The sequence below is a fragment of the Burkholderia stabilis genome (assembly GCF_001742165.1).
Lineage (GTDB): Bacteria > Pseudomonadota > Gammaproteobacteria > Burkholderiales > Burkholderiaceae > Burkholderia > Burkholderia stabilis.
The window spans coordinates 2,812,169-2,836,481 of the sequence record NZ_CP016443.1 but is presented as its reverse complement, the minus strand read 5'-3'; the positions used below and the strand labels follow the sequence as shown (position 1 = coordinate 2,836,481).

Annotated in this window: 17 protein-coding genes; 2 read left to right on the top strand and 15 right to left on the bottom strand. The window is 68.2% G+C overall.

Translation table 11 applies throughout. The annotated features are described in order from the left end of the window. Positions 1 to 68 precede the first annotated feature (68 nt). A complete protein-coding gene (locus tag BBJ41_RS30500) occupies positions 69 to 932 on the top strand; it encodes a crotonase/enoyl-CoA hydratase family protein (protein ID WP_069749885.1) in 864 nt (287 codons plus the stop codon). Positions 933 to 983: 51 nt separating this feature from the next. Here BBJ41_RS30500 and pdeR read toward each other — a convergent pair whose 3' ends face one another. The 4 genes from pdeR to BBJ41_RS30480 form a co-directional block, all read right to left on the bottom strand. Further along, positions 984 to 2,987 carry a cyclic di-GMP phosphodiesterase gene (gene pdeR, locus BBJ41_RS30495; RefSeq protein WP_069749884.1) on the bottom strand — a complete coding sequence of 668 codons (2,004 nt, stop codon included), beginning with the start codon at positions 2,985 to 2,987 and terminating at the stop codon, positions 984 to 986. Between the two features lie 710 nt (positions 2,988 to 3,697). Continuing rightward, positions 3,698 to 7,336, bottom strand: a complete 3,639-nt coding sequence (locus BBJ41_RS30490; protein WP_069749883.1) for a hydantoinase B/oxoprolinase family protein — start codon at positions 7,334 to 7,336, stop codon at positions 3,698 to 3,700. Positions 7,337 to 7,456: 120 nt separating this feature from the next. Next, on the bottom strand, positions 7,457 to 8,755 hold the full coding sequence (locus BBJ41_RS30485; RefSeq protein WP_069749882.1) for an MFS transporter: 1,299 nt from the start codon (positions 8,753 to 8,755) through the stop codon (positions 7,457 to 7,459). A gap of 95 nt (positions 8,756 to 8,850) precedes the next feature. Next, positions 8,851 to 9,624 carry a putative hydro-lyase gene (locus tag BBJ41_RS30480; RefSeq protein WP_069750448.1) on the bottom strand — a complete coding sequence of 258 codons (774 nt, stop codon included), beginning with the start codon at positions 9,622 to 9,624 and terminating at the stop codon, positions 8,851 to 8,853. Between the two features lie 205 nt (positions 9,625 to 9,829). Between BBJ41_RS30480 and BBJ41_RS30475 the strand changes: the two genes are divergently transcribed. Then, a complete protein-coding gene (locus BBJ41_RS30475; protein ID WP_069749881.1) occupies positions 9,830 to 10,762 on the top strand; it encodes a LysR family transcriptional regulator in 933 nt (310 codons plus the stop codon). Between the two features lie 189 nt (positions 10,763 to 10,951). On the opposite strand, the gene BBJ41_RS30470 is transcribed toward BBJ41_RS30475, so the two are convergent. The 11 genes from BBJ41_RS30470 to BBJ41_RS30425 all read right to left on the bottom strand — a co-directional run bounded on the left by BBJ41_RS30470 (position 10,952) and on the right by BBJ41_RS30425 (position 24,249). Next, complete coding sequence (locus BBJ41_RS30470) at positions 10,952 to 12,652, bottom strand: hypothetical protein (protein WP_069749880.1); 1,701 nt, start codon at positions 12,650 to 12,652, stop codon at positions 10,952 to 10,954. 197 nt (positions 12,653 to 12,849) lie between these two features. Next, positions 12,850 to 13,176 carry an antibiotic biosynthesis monooxygenase family protein gene (locus tag BBJ41_RS30465; RefSeq protein WP_069749879.1) on the bottom strand — a complete coding sequence of 109 codons (327 nt, stop codon included), beginning with the start codon at positions 13,174 to 13,176 and terminating at the stop codon, positions 12,850 to 12,852. 65 nt (positions 13,177 to 13,241) lie between these two features. Continuing rightward, the gene (locus tag BBJ41_RS30460; RefSeq protein WP_069749878.1) at positions 13,242 to 14,225 is read right to left on the bottom strand and encodes a YkgJ family cysteine cluster protein; all 984 of its coding nucleotides are present in this window, start codon (positions 14,223 to 14,225) and stop codon (positions 13,242 to 13,244) included. Further along, positions 14,219 to 15,028 carry a MetQ/NlpA family lipoprotein gene (locus tag BBJ41_RS30455; protein ID WP_069749877.1) on the bottom strand — a complete coding sequence of 270 codons (810 nt, stop codon included), beginning with the start codon at positions 15,026 to 15,028 and terminating at the stop codon, positions 14,219 to 14,221. The genes BBJ41_RS30460 and BBJ41_RS30455 overlap by 7 nt, the downstream gene beginning before the upstream one ends. Further along, positions 15,025 to 16,074 (bottom strand): formylglycine-generating enzyme family protein, encoded by a 1,050-nt coding sequence (locus BBJ41_RS30450; protein ID WP_069749876.1) that lies wholly within the window; start codon positions 16,072 to 16,074, stop codon positions 15,025 to 15,027. Before BBJ41_RS30450 ends, BBJ41_RS30455 begins: the two co-directional genes overlap by 4 nt. Positions 16,075 to 16,174: 100 nt before the next feature. Then, positions 16,175 to 18,154: an arylsulfatase gene (locus tag BBJ41_RS30445; RefSeq protein WP_069749875.1), complete on the bottom strand. Its 1,980-nt coding sequence runs from the start codon at positions 18,152 to 18,154 to the stop codon at positions 16,175 to 16,177. Between the two features lie 136 nt (positions 18,155 to 18,290). After that, a complete protein-coding gene (locus BBJ41_RS30440; protein ID WP_069749874.1) occupies positions 18,291 to 19,010 on the bottom strand; it encodes an SDR family oxidoreductase in 720 nt (239 codons plus the stop codon). Positions 19,011 to 19,153: 143 nt separating this feature from the next. Then, complete coding sequence (locus tag BBJ41_RS30435; RefSeq protein ID WP_069750447.1) at positions 19,154 to 20,461, bottom strand: MFS transporter; 1,308 nt, start codon at positions 20,459 to 20,461, stop codon at positions 19,154 to 19,156. 160 nt (positions 20,462 to 20,621) lie between these two features. Continuing rightward, a complete protein-coding gene (locus tag BBJ41_RS30430; RefSeq protein WP_069749873.1) occupies positions 20,622 to 21,515 on the bottom strand; it encodes a DMT family transporter in 894 nt (297 codons plus the stop codon). 70 nt (positions 21,516 to 21,585) lie between these two features. Next, complete coding sequence (locus tag BBJ41_RS41935; RefSeq protein ID WP_257786472.1) at positions 21,586 to 21,708, bottom strand: hypothetical protein; 123 nt, start codon at positions 21,706 to 21,708, stop codon at positions 21,586 to 21,588. Between the two features lie 225 nt (positions 21,709 to 21,933). Further along, on the bottom strand, positions 21,934 to 24,249 hold the full coding sequence (locus BBJ41_RS30425) for a TonB-dependent receptor (protein ID WP_069749872.1): 2,316 nt from the start codon (positions 24,247 to 24,249) through the stop codon (positions 21,934 to 21,936). Between the last annotated feature and the right edge of the window lie 64 nt (positions 24,250 to 24,313).

The window sequence follows — 24,313 nt, the reverse complement described above, 5'->3', positions numbered from 1 at the left end:
GGCAACCCGATTCCCGCATGGCGCCGGGCGCGGCGGTCTTCAAAAACCACATCTCACGAGGACATACCATGCAACTCCAATCCCATCCGGCGTGCCGTCCGTTTTATGAAGCCGGCGAACTCACGCAACTGACTGCCTTTTACGAAGAGGGCCGCAACGTCATGTGGATGATGCTGCGATCGGAGCCGCGGCCGTGTTTCAACCAGCAACTCGTCACCGACATCATCCATCTCGCGCGCGTCGCACGCGACTCGGGCCTGCCGTTCGACTTCTGGGTGACGGGCTCGCTCGTCCCCGAGCTGTTCAACGTCGGCGGCGACCTGAGCTTCTTCGTCGACGCGATCCGCAGCGGCCGGCGCGACCAGCTGATGGCCTACGCGCGCTCGTGCATCGACGGCGTGTACGAGATCTATACCGGCTTCGGCACCGGGGCGATCTCGATCGCGATGGTCGAGGGCAGCGCGCTCGGCGGCGGTTTCGAGGCCGCGCTCGCGCATCATTACGTGCTCGCGCAGAAGGGCGTGAAGCTCGGGTTCCCCGAGATCGCGTTCAACCTGTTCCCGGGCATGGGCGGCTATTCGCTCGTCGCGCGCAAGGCGGATCGCGCGCTCGCGGAATCGCTGATCGCGACGGGCGAAGCGCATGCGGCCGAGTGGTACGAGGATCGCGGGCTGATCGACCAGACGTTCGATGCCGGCGACGCGTATCTCGCGACGCGCACCTTCATCGACGTGACGAAGCCGAAGCTGAACGGCGTGCGCGCGATGCTGCGCGCACGCGACCGCGTGTTCCAGCTGACGCGCTCGGAGCTGATGGACATCACGGAAGAGTGGGTACATGCGGCGTTCACGATCGAGCCGAAGGACCTCGCGTACATGGAACGCCTCGTGATGCTGCAGAACCGGCGCGTGTCGAAGCTGCGCACGGTGTGATGCGACGGGCGCCGTCGTGTGCCGGCGGCGCCCTTTTCCGCGCAACGAAGCTCAGGCGATCAGCCTGAGCTTCCTCGTCTCGGCGAGCCACGCCTCGAATGCCGGCGCCGGCATCGGGCGCGCGAAGTAGTAGCCCTGCGCGTGATCGACATCGAGCTGCTTGAGGAATTCGGCTTCCGCATGCGTTTCGACGCCTTCGGCGACCACCGCGAAATTCAGCGCCTTCGCGAGCGACACGACCGAGCGCACCAGCGCCTGCGAACGCGGATTGCGGTCGATGCCGGTGATGAAGGTGCGGTCGAGCTTGATCGCGTCGAGCGGCAGGCGCGACAGTTGCGACAACGACGAATAGCCGGTGCCGAAATCGTCGAGATGAATCTCCGCGCCGAGCTGGCGGAACTGCCGCATCAGCCCGTTGGCCGAATCTTCATCCTCGATGAAGCAACTCTCGGTCAGCTCGATGTCGAGCAGGCCGGGTTTCAGCCCCGCGCCGTCGAGAATCGACGCGAACTGGTGCACGATGTTCATGTCCTGCAACTGCCGCGCGGACACGTTCACCGCGATCCGGATGCCGAGCCCCTTCGCCTTCCACGCGGCGGCCTGTGCGGCCGCGGTACGCATCACCCAGCGCCCGAGCGGCGCGATCAGGCCCGACTCCTCCGCGAAGCGGATGAACTCGACCGGCGCGACGAGCCCGCGATCGGGCGACTGCCAGCGGATCAGCGCCTCGACGCCGTGCACGTCGCCCGTCGCGATATCGACGACCGGCTGGTAGTGCAACACGAACTGCTCTTCCTCGAGCGCTTTGCGCAGGTTCGTGTCGAGCCACATGTACTTCGCGACCTTCTGGTTCATCTCCAGCGAGAACACACGATACGTGTGCTTGCCTTCTTCCTTCGCGACATACATCGCGGTGTCGGCGCTGCGGATCAGCGTCTCGAGCGAATCGCCGTGCTGCGGATGCATCGCGATGCCGATCGAGCAGCTCGTGTAGACCTCCATCAGCCCGAGGTGAATCGGCGTGCGCAACCGTTCGAGGATGATCTGCGCGGTCGCTTCGAGCAGCGGCCGCGTGCCCTGCTCGAACAGCACGAGGAATTCGTCGCCGCCGAGCCGCGCGAGCGTCGCGCCGGACGGCAGGCAGCCGCTGATGATCGAGGACACGTCCTGCAGCAGGCGGTCGCCGGTGATGTGTCCGTAGTGATCGTTGACGCGCTTGAAGTTGTCGAGATCGAGGAACAGGATGCCGACCTGGCCGCGCTTGTCGGCGCTCTCCGCGGCGATCGCCGCATGGATGCGCTCGCTGATCGCATGGCGGTTCGGCAGCCCGGTGAGCACGTCGGTGTTCGCGAGCTCGGTGAGCCGCTGCTGCGCGTTGCGCTCCTCGGTGATGTCGATGCCCGAACAGATCAGGAACTGTTCCTCGACGCCGCTGCCGCTCTGCACGAACTTGTTGCGGAACTGGAACAGGCGCGGCCCGTTGACCGTGTTGATGTAGCGCTCGACCGCGAACGAATGGTTGCTCGCGAAAAAGCCCGTGATGTTGCTGCGCGACTGCGCGCCCTGCTCGGGACTCATGAACAGCTCGAATGCGCTGCGGCCGATCACGTCGACCTCGCGCTTGCCGGTCACTTCCTCGCACAGCCGGTTGAAGCGCTGCACCATCCCGTTGCGGTCGAGGATCACGACGAGCGAATTCACTTCGGACACGACCTGCTCGGCGAACGCGAGCCCGTGCGCGAGATCGCCCGCGACGGACACGGTATCGGAATAGGCGGAGGCCGTGCCGGCCCAGTCGGTCGTGTCGACCTTCTTGCCGACGAGATGGAGGCTGACCGGATTGCCGAACAGCACGATGTCGAGCACCAGATGCGACGTGACGCCCGTCAGCGCGCGGATGCGCGCCGCCTGCTCGAGCGTCAGCGCAACGGCGACGTTGGTCAGGCCGCGCACGGCGGCCAGTTCGAGCGCGTTGCTGTCGCTGCCGAGACGCCAGCAGGGGCTGCGCGTACCGACATGCGCCTCGAGCACCGCGCTATCGTTTTCGTCATCCATGGACACGCCCCGATCCAGAAAAAACGCACAGTGTAGACGGAGGCGAGCTGGCAGACTGCCCTCCCGGGCCGCGCAGCGCGCGTTCCCGGCAGGTCAGCCGTGATTGCCGTGACAACGTTCCTCGTTCCGTACTTGTTTCCAACTCATGCGACCCGGCGTTCGCGCTTGACGCGCGCAGGTTCTGCCAAACGAATGATGAGAGCCATCTTATCAAATGACGATGAGGATTGGCACTCACATTTAGAGCAGAGTGTCAAGGAATCGGGACTCGATTGGCAAGCCGGATTTTTCATGATTGGCGGCATGCGCAACAACAGGTGGGGCGGCCTGGAACGAGGCGGGCGGGACAGGCGGAGTGCCCCGCCGGACGGGCGTTTGCGGCGAATTTCGGCATCCCGGGTCCGACCGGCCGCAGCGCGCGGCGACAGGGTCGGATCGCGTGACCGCGACATGACTTTTTGCCGCTTTTTGATTCCTTTCGTGCGTGAATGCGCGGTTTTATTCCACAGTTGCTTGCAATATCGAGGCGACTGCCGGAGTGGCGTGTTTTACCGGATCACGCCGCCCCGACGCGCGGTTTTACCGGGCCCGGCTGCCAGCGCGGGTGGAACCGGTACGGCCGCCGTTGCGGCCGGCGCGCGCGACGTGCGGCGGGCGTTCGCCGCCCCGCACGAACGCCCGCCGTCACCGCCGCCACGCGTGCGCCGCGCTCAGAGCGCCGCGCCGTACCCGCCACCGCCCGGCGTTTCGACGACGAACACGTCGCCCGGCGCCATCTGCGCGCGGCCGATATGGTCGAGCGCCTCGACCGAGCCGTCCGCGCGCTCGATCGTGTTGCGGCCGAGCGCGCCCGCTGCGCCGCCCGCCGCGCCGAACGGCGCGTGGATCCGGTTGTTCGACAGGATCGACGCGGTCATCGGCTCGAGGAACCTGATCCGCCGCACCGCGCCGTCGCCGCCGCGCCAGCGTCCGCCGCCGCCCGATCCGGCGCGGATCCGGTGCGAATCGAGCCGTACCGGGTAGCGCCATTCGAGCACTTCCGGATCGGTGAGCCGCGAGTTCGTCATGTGCGTCTGCACCGCGCCGACGCCCGCGAAGCCATTGCCCGCGCCGCTGCCGCCCGCGATCGTCTCGTAGTACTGGTATTGATCGTTGCCGAATGTGAAGTTGTTCATCGTTCCCTGGCTCGACGCGACGCAGCCGAGCGCGCCGTACAGCGCGTTCGTGATCGCCGACGACGTCTCGACGTTGCCCGACACGACCGCCGCCGGATACCCGGGGTTCAGCATCGAGCCGGCCGGCACGATCACCGTCAGCGGCTTCAGGCAGCCGGCGTTCAGCGGGATGTCGTCACCGACGAGCGTGCGGAACACGTACAGCACGGCGGCCATGCAGACGGCCTTCGGCGCATTGAAGTTGTTGTCGAGCTGCGCGGACGTGCCGGTGAAGTCGATCTCCGCGCGCCGTGCCGCGCGGTCGACGCGGATCGCGACGCGAATCTCGGCGCCGTTGTCGAGCGGGTAGCGGTACGCGCCGTCCTGCAGCGCGCCGATCACGCGCCGCACGGCTTCTTCCGCGTTGTCCTGCACGTGCCCCATGAACGCGAGCACGACGTCGCGGCCGAACTGCGCGACCATCCGGCGCAGCTCGTCGACGCCCTTCTGGTTCGCGGCGACCTGCGCGCGCAGGTCGGCCATGTTCTGCTCGACGTTGCGCGCCGGGTAGCGGCCCGACGCGAGCAACGCGCGCGTGTCGGCATCGCGCAGCACGCCGGCCGACACGAGCTGCCAGTTGTCGATCAGCACGCCTTCCTCGTCGATATGGGTCGAATCGGGCGGCATCGAGCCCGGCGTCGTGCCGCCGATGTCCGCGTGGTGGCCGCGCGAGCCGACGTAGAACAGCGGCGCGTCCGAGCCGTCCGCGAACACCGGCGTGATGACCGTCACGTCCGGCAGGTGCGTGCCGCCGTGATACGGGTCGTTCAGCATGAACACGTCGCCGTCGCGCATGCGGCCGCGGTTGCGCTCGATCACCGTGCGGATGCTCTCGCCCATCGAGCCGAGATGCACGGGCATGTGCGGCGCGTTCGCGATCAGGTTGCCGTCGCCGTCGAAGATCGCGCACGAGAAGTCGAGCCGCTCCTTGATGTTCACCGAGTACGCGGTGTTCTGCAGCCGCAGCCCCATCTGCTCGGCGATCGACATGAACAGGTTGTTGAAGATTTCGAGCCGCACCGGATCGGCGTCGGTGCCGAGCGAGCGGCGCGACGGCAGCGGCGTCGCGCGCGTCAGCACGAGATTGCCCTGCGCGGTCATCTGCGCGCGCCAGCCGGGCTCGACGACGGTCGTGCCGTTCTTCTCGGCGACGATCGCCGGGCCGTCGATCGCGTCGCCGGCCAGCAGCGTGTCGCGCACGTACAGCGCCGCGTCGTGCCACGTGCCGCCGGAATAGAAGCGCACGGCGCTGTGGGCGCGCGGCGTGTCGCCGCCGGCGCGCGGCGCGAGCGGCGCGATTTCCACCGGCGCGTCCGAGCGGCCGATCGCCTCGACCGACGCCAGTTCGGCGACGAGCGGCGTGCCGGGCATCAGGAATGCATAACGCTGCCGGTACGCGGCCTCGAAAGCCTGCTGCATCGCATCGACGCTGCCGGCCGGCACGTCGAGCGCCGAATCGGTGCCCTGGTAGCGCAGGTGTACGCGCCGCCCGGTCGCGATCCGCTCCGGCGGCACGCCCTGTTCGAGCAGCGCGCCGACGGCCTCGTCGGCGAGCCGGTCGAGCGCCGCGTTCAGCGCCGGCAGCGACGCGTCGGACAGCACCGCCTCGACCGCGCGCTCGCGCATCGCGGTCTGGTCGGCGAGACCCATCCCGTAGGCGGACAGCACGCCTGCGAGCGGATGCGCGAACACCTGCGTCATCCCGAGCGCGTCGGCCACGCCGCACGCGTGCTGGCCACCCGCGCCGCCGAAGGTCGTCAGCACGTAGCGCGACACGTCGTGGCCGCGCTGCACGGAAATCTTCTTGATCGCGTTCGCCATGCTGCCGATCGCGATTTCCAGGAAACCTTCGGCCAGCGCCTCGGGCGTTTCGCGCCGCCCGGTCGCCGCGTGGATTTCGTCGGCGAGCGCCTCGAACTTCGCAACCACGCCGTCGCGATCGAGCGGCTCGTTCGCATGCGGGCCGAACACGCGCGGGAAGTGATCGGGCTGGATCTTGCCGAGCATCACGTTGCAGTCGGTGACCGTCAGCGGGCCGCCGCGCCGGTATGCGGCCGGCCCCGGGTTCGCGCCGGCCGATTCGGGCCCGACGCGCAGCCGCGCGCCGTCGAAGCCGAGCACCGAGCCGCCGCCGGCCGCGACCGTGTGGATGCTCATCATCGGCGCGCGCATCCGCACGCCGGCCACCTGCGTCTCGAACACGCGCTCGAACTCGCCGTTGTAGTGCGACACGTCGGTCGACGTGCCGCCCATGTCGAAGCCGATCACCTGCGCGAAGCCGGCCGCGCGCGCGGCGCGCACCATCCCGACGATGCCGCCCGCCGGGCCCGACAGGATCGCGTCCTTGCCCTGGAACGCGTCGGCGCGCGTCAGCCCGCCGCTGCTCTGCATGAACTGCAGGTTCACGCCCGGCATCTCGTGCGCGACCTGCTCGACGTAGCGGCGCAGGATCGGCGACAGGTACGCGTCGACCACGGTCGTGTCGCCACGCGACACCATCTTCATCAGCGGCGACACCTCGTGCGACACGGACACCTGCGTGAAGCCGATGCGGCGCGCGAGCGCCGCGAGTGCGCGTTCGTGCGCGGTGTAGCGATAGCCGTGGATCAGCACGATCGCGAGCGCTCGCACGCCCGAGTCGTATACGCGGCGCAGCGACGCCTCGGCCTGGCCCTGATCGAGCGGCGAGACGATGTCGCCATGCGCGCCGATGCGCTCGTCGATCTCGACGACGGTTTCATACAGCGCGTCGGGCAGCACGATGTCGAGATCGAACAGGCGCGGACGGTTCTGGTACGCGATGCGCAGCACGTCGCGAAAGCCGCGCGTCGTCGCGAGCGCGGTGCGTTCGCCCTTGCGTTCGAGCAGCGCATTAGTCGCGACCGTCGTGCCCATCTTCACCATGTCGACGCGCTCGGGCGTGATCGGCTCGCCGTCGGCGAGGCCGAGCAGGTGGCGGATGCCGGCCACGGCCGCGTCGCGATACTGCTCGGGGTTCTCCGACAGCAGCTTGTGCGTGACGAGCGTGCCGTCGGGCCGGCGCGCGACGATGTCGGTGAACGTGCCGCCGCGGTCGATCCAGAATTGCCAGCGGGCGGCGTCGGAGGAAACGGGAGAAAGGTGTCGGTCAGTCATGATGTCGGGTCGATGCGTCGTTGATTCGAAGGACGAGCGCCGCCGCACGGCGCGCCTGGCGCGCCGCGTCACGGTGTCGATGAAAAGGGAAAGAAAACGGAGGGCGGGCCGCCCCGCCGCTTACGCGGCGTCGAGTTCGCGGCCGCGCGTCTCGGGCAGCGTCAGCGCGGCGACGATCACGACGCCGTACGCGGCGACCGCGAAGATCCCGATGCTCGTGCCGAGGCCGTATTGCTTCGACAGCGCGCCGATCAGGAACGGGAACAGTGCGCCGATCGCACGGCCCACGTTGTAGCAGAAGCCCTGGCCGGAGCCGCGCACGCGGGTCGGGAACAGCTCGGTAAGGAACGCGCCCATCCCCGAGAAGATGCCCGATGCGAAGAAGCCGAGCGGGAAACCGAGCCACAGCATCGACGCGTTGGTCAGGTTCAGCGACGTGTAGGCGAACGCGATCACCATCGAGCCGACCGCGAACAGGATGAAGTTCGGCTTGCGGCCGAGGCGGTCGGTCAGGTACGCGCTCGTCAGGTAGCCGACCCACGAGCCGAGGATGATCATCGCGAGATAACCGCCGGTGCCCATCACCGTCAGGTGCCGTTCGGTCTTGAGGAAGGTCGGCAGCCACGTCGTGATCGCGTAGTAGCCGCCCTGCGCGCCGGTCGTCAGCAGCGCCGCGCGCAGCGTCGTCGTGATCAGCTTCGGCGCGAAGATCTCGGTGAAGCGCGGCGCGTCGGCCACCTTCGCCTGCGCGGCCTTCTCCTTCTCGTAGACGTCCGGCTCCTTCACGTAGCGGCGGATCACGACGACGAGCAGCGCGGGCGCCAGCCCGACGAGGAACAGCGCGCGCCATGCGTCCTCGGCCGGCAGCACCGAGAACAGCAGCGCATACAGCAGCGCCGACAGCCCCCAGCCGATCGCCCAGCCCGACTGCACGAGGCCGACCGCCTTGCCGCGATCGCGCGCGCGGATCACTTCGCCGATCAGCACCGCGCCGGCCGTCCATTCGCCGCCGAAGCCGAAGCCCATCAGCGCACGCGCGGCGAGCAGCTGGTGATAGTTCTGCGCGAGCCCGCACAGGGCCGTGAACACCGCGAACCACAGCACGGTGAGCTGCAGCGTGCGCACGCGGCCGATCCGGTCCGACAGGATGCCGGCGATCCAGCCGCCGAGCGCCGATGCGAGCAGCGTCATCGTGCCGATGAAGCCCGCGTCCGCGAACGAGATGCCCCAGGTCGCCACGAGCGTCGGGATCACGAACGACAGCATCTGCGTGTCCATCCCGTCGAGCATGTAGCCGACCTTGCAGCTCCAGAAGGCGCGGCGCTCGCGCGGCTGCGCGTCGCCGTACCACGAGAACAGGCCGCGGCTCTCGGGGCTCGCGGGCTCGGCGGCCGGCGCCGCGAAGGTCTTGCTTTCCATGGTGGTGCTCCTGTCGTTATGCGCCGTCAAAGCGGTGTGGTGTGTCGTGCGTGCGTATGTCGTGCCTGCGTGGTGCGGTCAGCCGCCATCCCGGATCAGAACACGGCCAGCGACGCGTTCGTGATGTCGGTCATCAGCATGTGGCCGGGCGTATGCGCGATCGCGATCGGCAGCTTCGCGTCCATCAGCGCGGTTTGCGGCGTCACGCCGCACGCCCAGAACACCGGCAGCTCGCCGTCGCGGATCGTCACCGCGTCGCCGAATTCGGGCGCGTTCAGATCGGCGATGCCCAGCTCCTGCGGGTGGCCGATATGGATCGGTGCGCCGTGCACGCCCGGGAAGCGGCTCGTGATCTGCACCGCGCGGATCGCGTCGGCGCCGCGCATCGGCCGCATCGACACGACGAGCTGGCCGCCGAAAATCCCCGCGCGGCGGTTCGGGATCGACGTGCGGTACATCGGCACGTTGCGCCCTTCCTCGACGTGGCGCAATGCGATGCCTTCGCGCGCCAGCATGTCCTCGAACGAGAACGAGCAGCCGATCGCGAACACGACGAAATCGTCGCGCCACACGGCTTCCAGCGACTCGACGCGTTCGGTCAGGCGGCCGTCGCGGTAGAGGTTGTAGCTCGGCACGTCGGTGCGGATGTCGAGATCCTCGCCGAGCGCGTCGATCCGGAACGCGCCCGGTTCGCCGACGCCGAGCAGCGGGCACGCTTTCGGGTTCGCCTGGCAGAAACGCAGGAAATCGTGCGCGTACGCATCGGGCAGGATCGCGAGATTCGCTTGCGCGAACGGGCCGCAGTGGCCGGCGGTCGGGCCGCGAAACGCGCCGTGGCGCACGGACTGGCGGAATTCGGAAGGCGTCATGGTGTTCATTGGCAGATCGGAGTGTGGTCGGGATGACGGTGTCGTGTCATCGGATACGGCGAAGAATAGAAAAGAAAAAATTTTGTCGCCAACGAGTTTTTTTGCGCTTCGTGTATAGAATTTCTTAACGGATCTCCGGGTTTTCCCCGGTCCCGTTCACTTTTCCTCACCGGCAAGCTGCGCATCCACCGTCCGCCCGACCGCCATGAACACGCGTTTTCTCGAAACCTTCGTCACGCTCGCGAAGCTGCGCAACTTCCGCACGACGGCCGCCGCGCTGCACGCGACGCCGGCCGCGATCTCGCAGCGCCTGAAGGCGCTCGAGGACGAACTGCAGACGATACTCGTCGATCGCGACAGCCGCGAATTCCGGCTCACGCCGAACGGCGAGTACCTGCTCGGTTATGCGAAGGCGGTCGTGGAAGCCACGCAGCAGCTGCAGGCCGCCGCGTCCGGCGAAAGCGCGCTGCTCGGCAAGCTGCGGCTCGGCGTGATCGAGACGGTCGTGCACAGCTGGCTGCCGCACTACCTGCGCCGCCTCGCGGCCGATTATCCGCAGCTCGAAGTGGATCTGACCGTCGACGTGAGCGTCGTGCTGCAGCGCCGGCTGATGGCCGGCGAGCTCGACCTGATCATCCGCGTCGAAGGCAGCGACGAGGCGTCGGTCGTCTGCGATGCGCTCGCGAACTACCCGGTGCGCTGGATCGCGCGCGCGGGGCTGCTGCCGAACACGCGCACGGGCCTCGCGCGGCAGGTGCTGCGCCAGCCGATCCTCACCTACGGGCGCGGCACCGCGCCGCATCGCGCGCTCGAAGACATCGTGCGCACGCTCGCGCATGCGCACGGCGTGCCGCTGTCGGACACGCGCATCACCGGGTCGCCGTCGATTTCGGTGATCGTGCAGCTCGTGCGCGACGGCTTCGGCGTCGCCGCGATTCCGGTGCTGTTCGTCGATGCACTGATCGAGAGCGGCGAAGTCGTCGAGCTGCCGCTGCAGCCGTCGCCGCCGTCGATCGTCGTGTCGATGTCGCGGCGCGCGGATGCGCCGCGGTTCGTGCACGGCGCGTCCGTCGCCGCGCGGGCCGCGTGTCACGAATACTGCGAGAAAAGCACGCGGCGGCTGGTCGAAGCGCTTTGATGTGGCGTGAGCCGATGTGTTGCGGCGTCGGGCAGGCAGTCCAGCGCCGACACGCCGCAGGCAGCGCCGAAAGACGGTGAAACGCAACGCGCCGATTGAACGCGCGCGCCAAAGAAAACGTTCGGGGAGCGCCGCCGCGCAACAGGCGGCCACGCTCCCCGTTCCCGCATCACGCGGGCATGGCGTGCCTCAATGCGACCGCGCCGCCCACGTACCCGGCGCGAACTCGATGCCGCGCAGCACTTCCGCGAACTTCGCCGTGCGCAGCACCGCGAACTGCTCGTGCGCGGCCGTCGCCGCGCTCGTGTTCTTCAACACGTCGCGCACCGCGACCAGACGGTTCGGGTCCGCGCCGGTATCGCCGTTGCCGCTGACGGTCGACGTGATCGCCCAGATCGTCACCGTGCCGTCGGGCTCGACGCGGCCCGTCAGGTTGCGCAGGCCGTCGGTTGCGGGCGCCCACGGCAGGCCGGTCGCCGAGTTGCTGCCGGCCGGGTAACCGGCCACCGTGTACGGCGTGCCGAGATTCAGCCCGTTCTGCAGCGTGTACGCGAGCTTCCACTGCTTCGCGAGCGCGTCGTACACCCACTTCTGCAGGCCGGCGCCCGTCTGCGCGGCCGCATGCGTGTACAGGTCCTGGCCGCCCGTGTAGCCGTCGCCTTCGTCCGCGACGTACAGCGTGTTCGCGTCGGCGAACCACATCCCGAACGGGTAGGACAGCGTCGTCGCGGTCTTGTTCGGCGTGCTCGGGAAGCCGGCCAGCACGCACATGTTGTTCGGCAGGCCCGTCGTTTGCAGCGTGGCCGCGTTGTACGCGAGCGGCGCCGTCGGCAACACGGCCTTCGGCGACGGCACGCCGACGCCCGACGGGCATGCCGTGCCGGTCGTATCGACGAAGTACACCGTGTTCACGCCGTTGCCGCCGCTGCCTTTCGAGTAGTACACGACGTTATCGTGCACCGTGATGCCGCGGAAGTTGTCGTCCTTGCCGATCTTGTCGGCCTTCGCGCCGAGCTCCGTGACCGAGAAGCTCGCGAGCGGCGTCGGCATGCCCGGGTCCTGCTGCGCTTCGTGATGCTTCGACGCGTCGATCAGTTGCGCGCCCGCGCCGAGGATCACACCGTCGGGTTGCGGATTCGCGCCGTTGCCGGCGTTGCCCGACGTGTAGTAGATGTCGCGGCCATCGCGGTTGTTCAGGATCGCTGCGCGACCGTTGTTGCCGCTGTACGCATTCGTCTCGGTGAAACGGAAATGCCCGTGACGATCGACGCGCGCGACCGCGCGATAGACGTTCTGCCCATCCGGGTTCGTCGTATCGACCGCGGCCGGCGTGTTCGAGTTCGACACGTCGATCGCGTTGACCGGCGCGACGTAACCCATGAACGTCAGGTAGTTGCCGTCGGTCGACAGGTGCAGGCCGAGTTCCGACTTCGAGCTGAAGCTCGTCACGAGCTGGTCGTGCGCGAAGCCCTTCTGCAGGCTGTTCGGCACTTCGAGCGTGCCGACGACACCGCCGCCCGGCGTGATCTGGTCGAGGAAGATGCGCGACGTGATGCCGAAGCTGCCGTCGTAGCGATCGTTGTTCCACACGGTCGGATAGGTGCCGTCGTTCGTCGCGCCGGTCGCCGCGCCGCAGCCGCCGGTGGTTTTTGCGCAGTTCGGCGGCAAGATCGCGCCGGGCTGGACATTGCCCGACACGTTGTCGTAAACGCTGCGGCTGAGCACCAGGAAGCCCGGCACGAAACCCGGCTCGAAACGACGGGCGTCGCCGTCGTCGTGCTGGGCGGCGTACGCGCCGATGCTGGCGGCGATCAGCGTCAGTGCGACGGCGGGAACGGTTCGATCGCGCAGCGCGCGGCGGCGCTTCGCGGACAGGACGGGATTCGGCATGGAAAAGGCTCCGTACGACATCGAGTGGGGACGTTGTTTTCGGACAGACTGACGACGTGAAGCCCCGCCACCTTAGCCATGCTTGATGAAGAATTGATTGCACGCGACGCCGCCGAAACCCGCATGCGCATGCGGGTAGCCAGGCGTAACCTGCCGTTATTCATCCGTAATGCCAAAGAAATGAATCAGACAGCCGGTCACGCGAGCTGCCCTGCATGCGGCTGCGCCAGCTTGCCGTCGCCGTACTCGCGCAGCACCTTCGAGATCACGACGCGATACCCGTCCAGCCAGTGTGCCTGTTTCGCCTTCGCTTCGAGGTGCGCCGGATGCTGCATCAGTTGCTGCAGCGCGGCCTCCGATTCCCAGTAATAGACGTTCTGGATCAGCCCCGATTCCGTGTTCTCCCACGTCTCCTCGCCGAGATAGCCGGGCGTCGCGCGCGCCATGTCGGCGATCTGCCGGTCGAGTCGGTGGAATTCGTCGTCGTATTGCCCGGCACGAAAAATGAAGGTCGATGCGTACATGCGCGCTCCATCGGAGACGATTGAAGAAGCGCAGAGTGTAAGGCACGCGCCGCGTGCCGCGATCGTCACGCGGCGAGCGTGCCGGTGTCGGGCCGATCGTCGAGCCACGCGTCGATGCGCGGCGCGTCGGCCGCGGGCGCCGGCATCGCCGCAAGCGCGTGACGCGCACGCTCGAGCGCCTGCGCAAAGCCGCGCAATTCGCGCGTCGCGGGACGATCGTCGGCATGTCGGCGCGCAAGCGCAGCGTCGACGCTCGCGCCGATCAACGCAAGCTGATCGTCGATGAAGCCGATGCACAGTGCGCGGCAATGCGCGGAAACCTGCGCGACGGCCAGCAGCACCGGCACGATCGACACGGTCAGGTAGCCGCCCGGCGCGAGCCGCGATACCGCGTCACGCAAGCCCTGCCCGCTCTCCGCCAGCGAGGCGAACACGGCATCGCGCCATACCGCTCGCTCGAACACGAGCGCGTCGCGATGCGTGTCGAGCGCGATGCGGTCGGCCACGTGCCCGGCCGTCACCAGTGGAATCGGGAATACGGATGCGGGGGAACGCATTTCATCCCCTGCTTCGACGATGCAGTTCGCGCCGAGCCAGGTCGCATCGTCGCGCCGCGCGGCGAGCACGCGTGTCTGCAACCGGTCCGGCAGCAGCGGATCGAGCGGCACCGCGCCGCAAATCGACGGCTTGTCCGCATGCACGCTGCAGCGGCCGTCGTCGGCGAGCGCCGCGCAACGGCCGAGCGACGGATAGTCGTAGCCCTGCAGCGTCAATGCAACCCATTCGCCGCCCGAATTTCCCGGGCCGCCGATACGATGAAACAGGCGCGCCGCAAGCGCATCCGCAGCGGCTACGTCGTCCGCGTCGAGCGCATGCTCGCGCCCGCCCGCACGCCAGCGTTCGCCGACGCGATGCTTCGGCACGCGACGGATCGTCAGCGCGCCGACGAAGCGCCGCCGATGCCGGAACAGTTCGCGCAACGACAACGCAGGCGCGCTGTTGCAGCAGCGTCCGCATGCGTTGCACGCGAGCAGGTACGTGTCTACCACGGCCGCCGCACCGAATCCTGGTAGCGCGTGAGGATGAAGCGCGCGACGTCGTCCGAGTGATACGCGGCGACGAGTTGCGCGACCCACGGTTTCGCGCGATCGGCGTTGCGCACCGTCAGCACGTTCGCATACGGCGAGCGCGCATCCTCGATGCTGATGCTGTCGCGCGCGGGCTGCAGCCCGGCGCGCGCGGCGTCGTCGCTGTCGATCGCGACGAACGCGGCCGTGTCGAGCGCCGCGTAAAGACGATCGTGGCGCAGCGTGACGAGCTTCAGCCTGAGCCGGTTGCCCGTCACGTCACGCAGCGTTGCGTGCAGGCCGGCCTTTTCGCGCAGCGTCACCAGCGTGTCGTTCTGCAGCAGCACGAGCGCGCGCGCCATTCCGCGCGGGTCGGCCGGAATCGCGACCGTCGCGCCGGGCTGTAGTTCGTTCAGGCTTTTCAGCTTGCGCGAATACAGCGCCATCGGCAGCGTGACGGTCGGCGCGACTTCGGTCAGCGCATGACGCTGCTGTGCGCGCGTCGCGGCAAGCTGTTGCGCATCCTCGAAGCTGGCCGCGTCGATCCGCCCGTCCGCGAGTGCCGCGTCGATGCGCGACGCATCGTCGAATTCGACGACATCCACGCCGAACCCGCGCGACGCGGCGACCCGCTTCACTTCGTCCATGATCTGCGCATGCACGCCGCGCGTCACGCCGACGCGCACGGCCGGCGCGGCGGATTCGGCCGCCATGACCGGTGCATGCTGCACGACGCCGCACGCGGCCAGCAGCCACACCGAAACGAATCGCGCGATGCGCTTCATGAAGCATCCCTCAGAATCGTGCGAAAGCCGATGTGCGACGCACCGAGATCGGCCTCCTGCTGTTCGCGCGACGACGCGCGATAGCGCACGCAGTAATCGCGCGAGCACAGGAACGAGCCGCCCTTGATGACCATCGGCGTATCGTGCCGGCGCGTCGGCGGCGCAACGGCCGCCGTGTCGCCGTTCGTGTGCGACTGATGCGGGCCCGTGTACGCGTCCTTCGTCCATTCCCATGCGTTGCCGATCATGTCGTAGAGCCGGAAGCCGTTCGCCGCGTAGCAGCCGACCGGCGCCAACCCCGCATGCCCGTCCTCGGCCGTATCGAGCACCGGGAACGCACCCTGCCAGTAGTTCGCGGCCGGCTTGCCCTGCGCGTCGCGCGGCGCCGCGTCGAGCGATGCGTCGTCGCGGCCGGCCTTGCCCGCGTATTCCCATTCGGCTTCGGTCGGCAGGTCGCGGCCGAGCCAGCGCGCATACGCGAGCGCATCGCGCTGCGTGACGAGCGTGACGGGCAGGTTGCCGAGCCCGTCGACGTTGCTGCCCGGCCCGCGCGGCGTGCGCCACGACGCGCCCTTCACCCAGGTCCACCACGCGAGGTCGCGCGCATTCATTTCGGCGCGCGTCGGCACGTGGAACACGGCCGCGCCGCCCTGTTGCTCGGCTTCGGTCACGTAGCCGGTCGCCTGCACGAACGCGGCGAACTGCGCGATCGTCACGTCGGTCTGGTCGATCCAGAATCCGCCGACACGCGTGCGGCCGTCGCCAACCGGGCGCTCGTCCGCATAACCCCGCGTGCTGCCGAACACGAACGCACCGCCGCCCAGATGCACCATCCCGGCCTTCGGGTCGTCGCGCCAGTGCGCCGGCAGCCCCGAATAGCGCTCGCACTGCCGCTCGGAGCCGAGCGGCGCGAGCGCGCGGCCGCGATTCGCATCGTCGAATACGCCGGCCGCCGGCGCCGCCGGGCTCGCATAACCGGCCGCGAACGCGGCGGCGAACAGCGTGGCGGCAAGCGCCGCGCCGATCGTCCAGAACCGGAACCGCATCGTGTCGTCCTTTCAAGAAAATGCCGGGCCGCCCCGGGTTTGCCGCCTCGCATGACGTCCCCTCTCGGGGCGCCTGAAGCGAAGCGACAGTGACGGGGACTCAGTAATAACCGCGCGGACGCAACGGCTCGACACCGCCGACGTTGCTCATGTAGGTCTTCCACTGCGCGACGAGCGACTGGATCACCGACGGGTTCTGCGCCGACACGTCGGTCGTCTCGCCGCGATCCGACGCGAGGTCGTAAAGCTGCCAGTGACCGTCGGGCGGCCCGAGCGGCGGCTCGGTCCACAGCGCCTTCCAGCGCCCGTCGCCGCTGCGAAGGTACGCGCGGCCGTAGGCTTCATCGCCGAACGGGGCCGTGTGCACCTCACCCGTCGCCGAGCCCGTGAGCACCGGCAGCAGCGACTGGCCCGTGACCGGATACACGTAGCGGTTGTTGTAGATCACCTTGCCCTTGTTCTGGTCGACGCCCGTCAGCGTGTTGACGAGCGGCGGCGCCGGCTGCGACGGCGGCGTGACGCCCGCGACCGCGAGGAAGGTCGCCGTGTTGTCGGTCACGTGCGTGAACGCGCGCAGCGTCGGCGACTGCTGCGACTGTCCCGGCAGGCGCACGATCGTCGGCGTCGACACGCCGCCTTCGGCCGAATAACCCTTCGTGAGCCGGAACGGCGACGCGCTCACCTCCGCCCAGCGCAGCCCGTACTGCAGGCGCTGCGCGTTCTGCTTGCCGTTGTCGGTGCCCAGCGCCGAATAGGTCGGCTGCTGCGCGTTCGCTGTGTCGGTCGCCGTCGGGTCCGCGCCCGAATCGATCGGCCAGCCTTCCGCGCCGTTGTCCGACTGGAACATGATGAACGTGTTGTCGTATGCGCCGATGTCCTTCAGGTGCTGGATCAGCAGGCCGATGTTGTAGTCGAGGTTCTCGACCATCCCTGCGTAGATCTCCATGTAGCGCGCTTGCGCACGGCGCTCGGCCGGCGACAGGCTCGACCACAGCTTGTCGACCTTGCCGGGGCCGTAGTCGCTGTAGCCGTCCGCGGCCGAATGCACCGCGCTGATGTATTTCGCGCTCGCGGTGCCGTTGTTCGCGGTCGCGGGCGATGCCGTCGTCGTTTCGGGCAGGCCGTCGAACGGCTTGAAATCCGCCGGAATGAGGCCGAGCGCTTTCTGCCGCGCGATTCGCGCGTTGCGGATCGCGTCGTAGCCGGCGTCATAGACGCCCGCGTATTTGTGCAGCCACGGATCGGGCACCTGCAGCGGCCAGTGCGGCGACGTGTATGCCGCATACGCGAAGAACGGCTTGCCGTCGCGCTGGTTCGAATCGATGTACGAGATCAGCTTCTGCGTATAGAAATCCGTCGAATAGAACACCGCCGGGCTGCCGCCGGCGCCGCCCGGTTGCCCCGGCTGGCCGGGCTGCACGTAGCGGCCGTCTTCCGTGTAGTTCGACGAGCCGGCCGGTTCGTGCGCGAAGTGGTTCGTCGCCGCGCCGCCGAGCAGCACGTAGCTGCGCTCGAAGCCCCATTGGTCGGGCGTCTGCCCGCTGCCGGTCGCGCTGCCGACGATCCCCGAGCCGATGTGCCACTTGCCGGCGATATACGTGTGATAACCGGCGTCCTTCAGCAGTTGCGCGACCGACAGCGCGCGGTCGTTCAGGTAGCCCTCGTAGCCGGGCAGCCCGCGCCGCTCGTCGGTCGGCACGCCCATCGTGCCTTCGCCGACGAGATGGTGATCGGTGCCCGACACCAGCATCGCGCGCGTGATCGCGCAGACGGTGCCGGTGTGATGGTTCGACAGGATGCGGCCCGATGCGACGAGCGCGTCGAGGTTCGGCGTGTTGATCTCGCCGCCGAACGCATGGATGTCGGAATAGCCGAGATCGTCGGCCATGATGTACAGGATGTTCGGACGTTTCGCGGCGAGCGGCGGCGTCGTGTTGCCTTGCGGCGGGGTCGCGTCGGCCTGCGACGGCGGCGCATCGCTGTCGACGCCGCCGCACGAGGCAAGCGACAGCGCGCCGGCAATCGCGGCGCAGACCACACGGAAACGGAAAGCATGTAACGGCGCTGCGGACTTTTTCATTGTTGTGAACGCTCGATCTACGGGATCGGCGATCTTAGCGTCGCGCGCGCGGCCCCCAAAGTCGGATTCGTCACATGCTAACGGGGCGCGGGAATATGCGATGCGGGCCGCGTCCGAGGGCCCGGATCGCGGTACATCAACTCCGCCCGCCGAGACTGCCGCCGCCGTCCACCGACAGCACCTGCCCGGTGACGAAGCCGGCTTCGTCGGCCAGGAAGAACGCGATCGCAGCCGCCACGTCGTCGGGCGTGCCGAGCCGGCGCGCGGGAATCGTCGCGAGCACCCTGCGTTCGGCCTCGCTGCCGACCGGCCGCGTCTGGCGGAACAGTTCCGTCTCGATCGGGCCCGGCGCGACCGCGTTGACGGTCACGCCATGTTCGGCCAGCTCAAGCGCCCACGTGCGCGTGCAGCCGACGAGCGCGCTCTTCGCCGCCGAATACGCGGTGCGGTCGAGCCCGCCGTAGATCGCGCGGCTGCACACGTTGACGATGCGCCCGTAGCGGCGCGCCTTCATTGCCTCGGCAAAATGCTGCGTGACCTGGATCGCGGCCCGCACGTTGAGATCGAGCACGGCCTGCAGCGACTGGAAGTCGATCTTCCCGAGCGGCTGCGGCAGCACGATGCCGGCATTGTTGACGATGCCGTCGACGTCGTGCCGCTCGCCGATCTGCGTGAGCGTCGCGGCAGTCTGTTCGATGTCGGCGAGATCGCATGCGAGCAATTCGCCGGGAAAGTCGACGCCCTGTGCGCGCCGCGCAAGGCCGATGACGCGATGGCCGCGCTGCGCAAGGCGTGTGCTGACCGCGAAGCCGATACCGCGCGACGCGCCGGTGACGACGAAAGTTCGAGATGACATGTGCGTGCCTTTGGCGAGAGAGGCGGAAGGACGGCGTGCATGCCCGCGCGATCGTGCCGCCTGGCGCGAGGCTGCCGCACGATTGTGCCGCAGCCTCGCAAAACGCGTGCGTTCGCGCGCTTCCGTTCGCCCGCGCTCGCCGTTCAGCCCGCCCGCCCCGCCGCGACCCGCATCACGCGCCGCGTCGCGATGCGCAATGCGAGCACGCCGCCGGCCAGCAGCGCGACCGCGACGAGCAGCAGCGCCAGATCGTACGAATGCGTGACGTCCTTGATCCGCCCCATCACCGGCGGCAGCGCGAGGCCCGCGATGTTCGCGACCGCATTGATCAGCGCGATCGACGCGGCGGCCGTCAGGCCCGATACATACTCGGTCGTGACGGCCCAGAACACCGGCGTCGCGGCCCAGTTGAAGCCGACCGCGAGCACGAGCAACGCATACGCGACGGGCAGCGCCGGCGTATAGATCGCCGCGATCAGCAGCGTGCCGGCCAGTAGCATCGGCACGCCGAGGTGCAGCGCGCGCTCACCGCCGAGATCGGAATGGCGGCCATTCAGGTACATCGCGATGCAAGCGAACAGGAACGGCAGCGCGGACAGGCTGCCGACGGCGAAGCTCGACTGCCCCGACAGGCTTTTCACGAGCAGCGGCAGGAACAGCGTGAGGCCGATCGTGCCGAACGCCTGCAACAGCCAGAACGCGGCGAGCGCCCATACCTTGCCGTCGCCGAACGCGCGCCGCAGCGCGGCGCCGTGCGACAGGTGCTCGCGCGGCGCGCCGTCGCGCAGCGTCGCTTCGAGCCACGCGCGCTCGTCGGCCGGCAGCCAGCGCGCATGCGCGGGCGTGTCGGGCAGGCGGCGCAGCACGACGAACCCGAGCAGCACCGCGGGCACGCCTTCGAGCAGGAACAGCCAGCGCCAGCCCTCGATGCCGAGTACGCCGTTCAGGTTCAGCAGCGCACCCGACAACGGCAGCCCGATCACCGATGCGAGCGTCGCGCCGATATAGAAGAACGACATCGCCCGCGCGCGATCGCTCTGCGGACACCACCCGGACAGGTAGTAGATGATGCCCGGCGTGAAGCCCGCCTCGGCCGCGCCGAGCAGCAGGCGCATCGCATAAAGCTGCCCCGGTGTATGGACGGCGCTCATCGCGGCCGCGACGATGCCCCACGAAATCATGATGCGCGCGATCCAGCGACGCGCGCCGACGCGCGCGAGGAACAGGTTGCTCGGCACCTCGAACAGGATGTAGGTCACGTAGAACAGCCCCGCGCCGAGCCCGTACATCCCGGCACTCAGGCCGAGGTCGGCGTTCATCTGCAGCGCCGCGACCGAGATGTTCGAGCGGTCGATGTACGCGACGAGATACAGCAGCATCAGGAACGGAATCAGGCGCAGGTTCAGCCGCCGCATCGTCGCGGCGTGCAGCTGCGGGGCGGCAGCATTCATCGGCATGTCTCCTGGATCGTCTCGCGGGGCGGTACGGGCGCCGCGCGGCAGCGCCATCGTCGCGCCGCGTGAAGCGCGGCGTCATGCAGCAGAGTCTAGGAGTCGCGCGAAATTCGCGTCAATTAACGGGATGTCGTCTCGATATGTGAGATGCGGGCGTTCAGTAACGCATCACGAGAAACAACCCGGCCGCCGCGAGCGCCATGCCCGGCCATGCGAGCGCACCGATCGTCTCGCCGAGCGCCACGAGCGCGATCAGCGCGGTCGCGGGCGGAATCAGGAAGAACAGCGCCGAGACGCGCGACGCTTCGCCGTATCGCACCATCGCGAGCAGCAGCGAGATCGCGATCAGCGAATTGCAGATGACGAGGTACGCGAGCGAACCGGCGAGGCCGGCGGTCCATTGCACGTGCATCGGTTCGAGCGCGAACGCGAGCGGCGCGGTGACGCCCAGGCCGACCGCGTACTGCACGAGGTTCGCGGTGACCGGATGCACGTCGGTGCCGAAGCGTTTTTCCCACAGCGTGCCGCCGGTGATGCTCACGAGCGCGAGCAGCGCGAACGCCAGCGCCCACGGCGACGCGACGTCGACCGACGAGCGCGCGAAAATCACGAGCACCGCGCCTGCAGCGCCGAGCGCAAGCCCGATCCAGCGCAGCACGCCGACACGCTCGCCGGCGATCATCGGCGCGAGCAACCCGACGAGGATCGGCTGCTGCGACGTGACGAGCGCCACCGCGCCGGCCGACATGCCGAGCTTCAGGCTCAGGTACGTAAACGCGAAATAACCGGCCTGCAGCAACAGGCCGACGACGACGAGATTGCGCCATTCGCGCCGCGTGCGCGGCAACGCGGGGCGAAGCCACAGGAACGGGCCGGCGAGCAGCGCGACGACGCATGCATAGCGCAACGCAAGAAACGTGAGCGGATCGGCATAACGCAGGCCGAGCTTCAGGAACACGAAGCCGCTTGCCCACAACAGCAGGAACAACGCCGGCGCGAGGCGCAGCCAGCCCGGTTGCCGGCGGGTCGTCGCGGTATCGATCGCGGTCATGTGCGCTCGCATCGCATCATTGGATGGGCGGCTGCGTCGCGTGCGCCGGGGCAGCATGCGGGCCGGCGCATCATTGGCGGATCAGGTGATGGATGACGTTGAGCACGGTCATCGCGATGCCGATGACGATCACGATCTGCAGCTTCCTGTTCATCACTGCGTGCCTCCGTGCTATCCGTTGTGCGGCGATCATACGCCGCGTCGGCCGACCGTGCACGGCGCCGTGCGCGTGTCAGTCGTCCGACGCAGGCAGTCGATCGCGTGTTCGGCTTCCACGAAGCGCCGCCGGCGTATGCGTACCTGCAGTCGGCGCAGCATTTCGGCAAGGTCGCGATTCGGGTCGCGCAATAACGATCTATCGCGCGACCCGCCGCCGCGCCGATGCATCCGGCACCCGCACCGCGGCATGCGTCGCGCATCAGATCTTCGCGGTCAGCGTGATCCCGACCGTGCGCGGATCGCCGTACAGCACCGGGTACGCGCCATACGACGGCAGCAGTTCGAGCTTCTTGTAAACCTTGTTCGTCAGGTTCGTCACGTAGCCCGTCACGATGTACTTCTGGTTCGGCGTCGTGTACGACACGTGCGCGTTCAGCACCGTATAACCGCCCTGCCACAGCTGCGGCATCGTCTGCCGCGTCGCGCTGAAGTATTCACGGCTGCGGTAGTTCACGTCGCCGCCCGCCGTCAGCGTGCCGAACGACACCGGCACGCGATAGTAGAAGCCCGCGTTCAGCGTCGTGTGCGGCGAACGCGCGAACGAGTTGCCGACGGCGGTCGGCACATTGCGGAACTCCGTGTAGCGCGTGTTCAGCATCCCGAGGTTCGCGAACAGGTAGAGGCTGTTGACCGGCTGCGCCTTCAGCTCCAGCTCGAAGCCGTCCGCGCGCCCCTGCCCCGCGTTCGACAGCGTCGACACCGGCGGCCCGCCGAACGGGTTCGGCGCGAGCGCGAACACCTGGATGTCGCGATAGTCGTAGTGGAACACGCTCGCGTTGACGATCAGCCGCTTGTCGAACCATTCGCTCTTGATCCCGACTTCGTAATCGGTCAGGTACTCCGGCGTGACGGTCGACACCGTGCTCTGCGTATACGCGTTGCCGTTGTAGCCGCCCGAGCGGAACCCGCGCGCATAGCGGAAATACGCACGCACGTTGTTGCTGAGCGCATATTCGGGCGTGAGATCCCAGGTCGGCGCGCGCCACGTGTTCGACTGGTTCTGCTGCGCGCTGACCGCGAGCGGCGACGAGACCGACGACGGCGCCCACCAGCTGTTCGGATCGCTGAACGTCACATTGCCCGTGTCCTGCAGCCCGGTCAGGTTGATGGTCTTGCGCTCGATCGTGTAACGCAGCCCGCCGGTCACGTTGAAGCGGTCGGTGAAGCGGTACTTCACGCTGCCGAAGATCGCCGCGCTCTGCGTGTGCTGCGTGAGGTCGGTCAGGTGGTAGAACGCGGGCGACGGCGAACCCGGCAGGCCGCCGCCCGCGCCTTGCTCGGCCAGTTGCTCGGTGAACAGATGCGTACCGAGGATCCAGCTCAGCCGGTCGTTCTGCGGCGATTCGAGCCGGAATTCCTGCGAGAACTGGCGGCTCGACAGGCGGTCGTGCGTGCGCGCGGCATCGAACGGCGAATAGTCCTCGTCGTCCTGATACCAGCGATGCAGCCCTTCGAATGCGGTGATCGACGTCAGCGACACGGCCGGGTTGATGCGCCAGTGCGCGGTCAGCGACGTGCCCCACGTCGAGATGTGATCGCTCGACGGCGCATTGAGCGACACCGTGTACGGATCGGTCGCCCCGACGAAACCGAACTGGTTCGCGCCGCCCGGCCCCGCGCCCTGCGCATGCCACGCATTGCCGCCGCCCGTGTAGTTGCGGCCGTGGATGTTGAACAGGAAGTCGGTGTCCGACGTCGGCACGGCCAGCACCTGGAAGCGCACCGCGTTGTCGTGGAAGCCGCCGAAGCGCCCTTGCTGCACGGTGTTCGTGTAGAAGCTGTCGGCGTTCTCGTGATACACCGACACGCGCGCGGCCAGTACGTCGTTCTTGCCGATCGGCCCGCCGATCGCGGCTTCCGCGAGCCGACTGTTGTACTGCCCCAGCCCGATCTTGCCGTAGCCGCTCACGTCGAAGGTCGGCTTCTGCGACGTGATGCTGAGCGCGCCGCCGACGGTATTCTTGCCCCACAGCGTGCCCTGCGGCCCGCGCAGCACTTCGATGCGGTCGAGGTCGAACAGCGGGAAACCCTGCCCGAACACGCTGTTGATGTACACGTCGTCGAAGTACACGCCGATCGGGCTCAGCGACAGGTCCGACGGATCGTTGCTGCCGACCCCGCGCATGAACCAGCGCGGCCGCTCGCGCCCCTCGGTCGATTGCCCGGTGAAGTTCGGCACGTACTTCGTCACGTCGTTGACCACACGCAACTCGTTGTTCCGGATCGTATCGCCGCTCAGCGCGCTCACCGCGACCGGCACGTCCTGGATGCTTTCCTTGCGCCGGCGCGCGGTCACGGTCACGGTGCCGAGATTCGTTTCGCGCGTGGCCGCGCCGCGAGTCGAGCGGGCCGCTTTCGGCTTCGCCGCGGCCGCATCGTCCGGCGCCTGTTGCGCCGGTTTCGCGTCCGGCGCCTCCGCTGTCGCCGCGCCGTCCTCTGCCCATGCCGGCAGCGATACGGTGCCGCCCGTCAGCAGTCCCCCCAGTGCGGTAACGATGAGTTTTTTCCTGAACATCGATGAGTCATCCTGTTTGATCGGTTGAACGCACGTGCGTGCGCGACGCACGGGTTCTGTAATG

Coding starts and splice junctions, on each gene's coding strand:
- BBJ41_RS30500 (WP_069749885.1), top strand. CDS start 69: ATGCAACTCCAATCCCATCCGGCGTGCCGTCCGTTTTATGAAGCCGGC.
- pdeR (WP_069749884.1), bottom strand. CDS start 2,987: ATGGATGACGAAAACGATAGCGCGGTGCTCGAGGCGCATGTCGGTACG.
- BBJ41_RS30490 (WP_069749883.1), bottom strand. CDS start 7,336: ATGACTGACCGACACCTTTCTCCCGTTTCCTCCGACGCCGCCCGCTGG.
- BBJ41_RS30485 (WP_069749882.1), bottom strand. CDS start 8,755: ATGGAAAGCAAGACCTTCGCGGCGCCGGCCGCCGAGCCCGCGAGCCCC.
- BBJ41_RS30480 (WP_069750448.1), bottom strand. CDS start 9,624: ATGACGCCTTCCGAATTCCGCCAGTCCGTGCGCCACGGCGCGTTTCGC.
- BBJ41_RS30475 (WP_069749881.1), top strand. CDS start 9,830: ATGAACACGCGTTTTCTCGAAACCTTCGTCACGCTCGCGAAGCTGCGC.
- BBJ41_RS30470 (WP_069749880.1), bottom strand. CDS start 12,652: ATGCCGAATCCCGTCCTGTCCGCGAAGCGCCGCCGCGCGCTGCGCGAT.
- BBJ41_RS30465 (WP_069749879.1), bottom strand. CDS start 13,176: ATGTACGCATCGACCTTCATTTTTCGTGCCGGGCAATACGACGACGAA.
- BBJ41_RS30455 (WP_069749877.1), bottom strand. CDS start 15,028: ATGAAGCGCATCGCGCGATTCGTTTCGGTGTGGCTGCTGGCCGCGTGC.
- BBJ41_RS30450 (WP_069749876.1), bottom strand. CDS start 16,074: ATGCGGTTCCGGTTCTGGACGATCGGCGCGGCGCTTGCCGCCACGCTG.
- BBJ41_RS30445 (WP_069749875.1), bottom strand. CDS start 18,154: ATGAAAAAGTCCGCAGCGCCGTTACATGCTTTCCGTTTCCGTGTGGTC.
- BBJ41_RS30440 (WP_069749874.1), bottom strand. CDS start 19,010: ATGTCATCTCGAACTTTCGTCGTCACCGGCGCGTCGCGCGGTATCGGC.
- BBJ41_RS30435 (WP_069750447.1), bottom strand. CDS start 20,461: ATGAATGCTGCCGCCCCGCAGCTGCACGCCGCGACGATGCGGCGGCTG.
- BBJ41_RS30430 (WP_069749873.1), bottom strand. CDS start 21,515: ATGACCGCGATCGATACCGCGACGACCCGCCGGCAACCGGGCTGGCTG.
- BBJ41_RS41935 (WP_257786472.1), bottom strand. CDS start 21,708: ATGATCGCCGCACAACGGATAGCACGGAGGCACGCAGTGATGAACAGG.
- BBJ41_RS30425 (WP_069749872.1), bottom strand. CDS start 24,249: ATGTTCAGGAAAAAACTCATCGTTACCGCACTGGGGGGACTGCTGACG.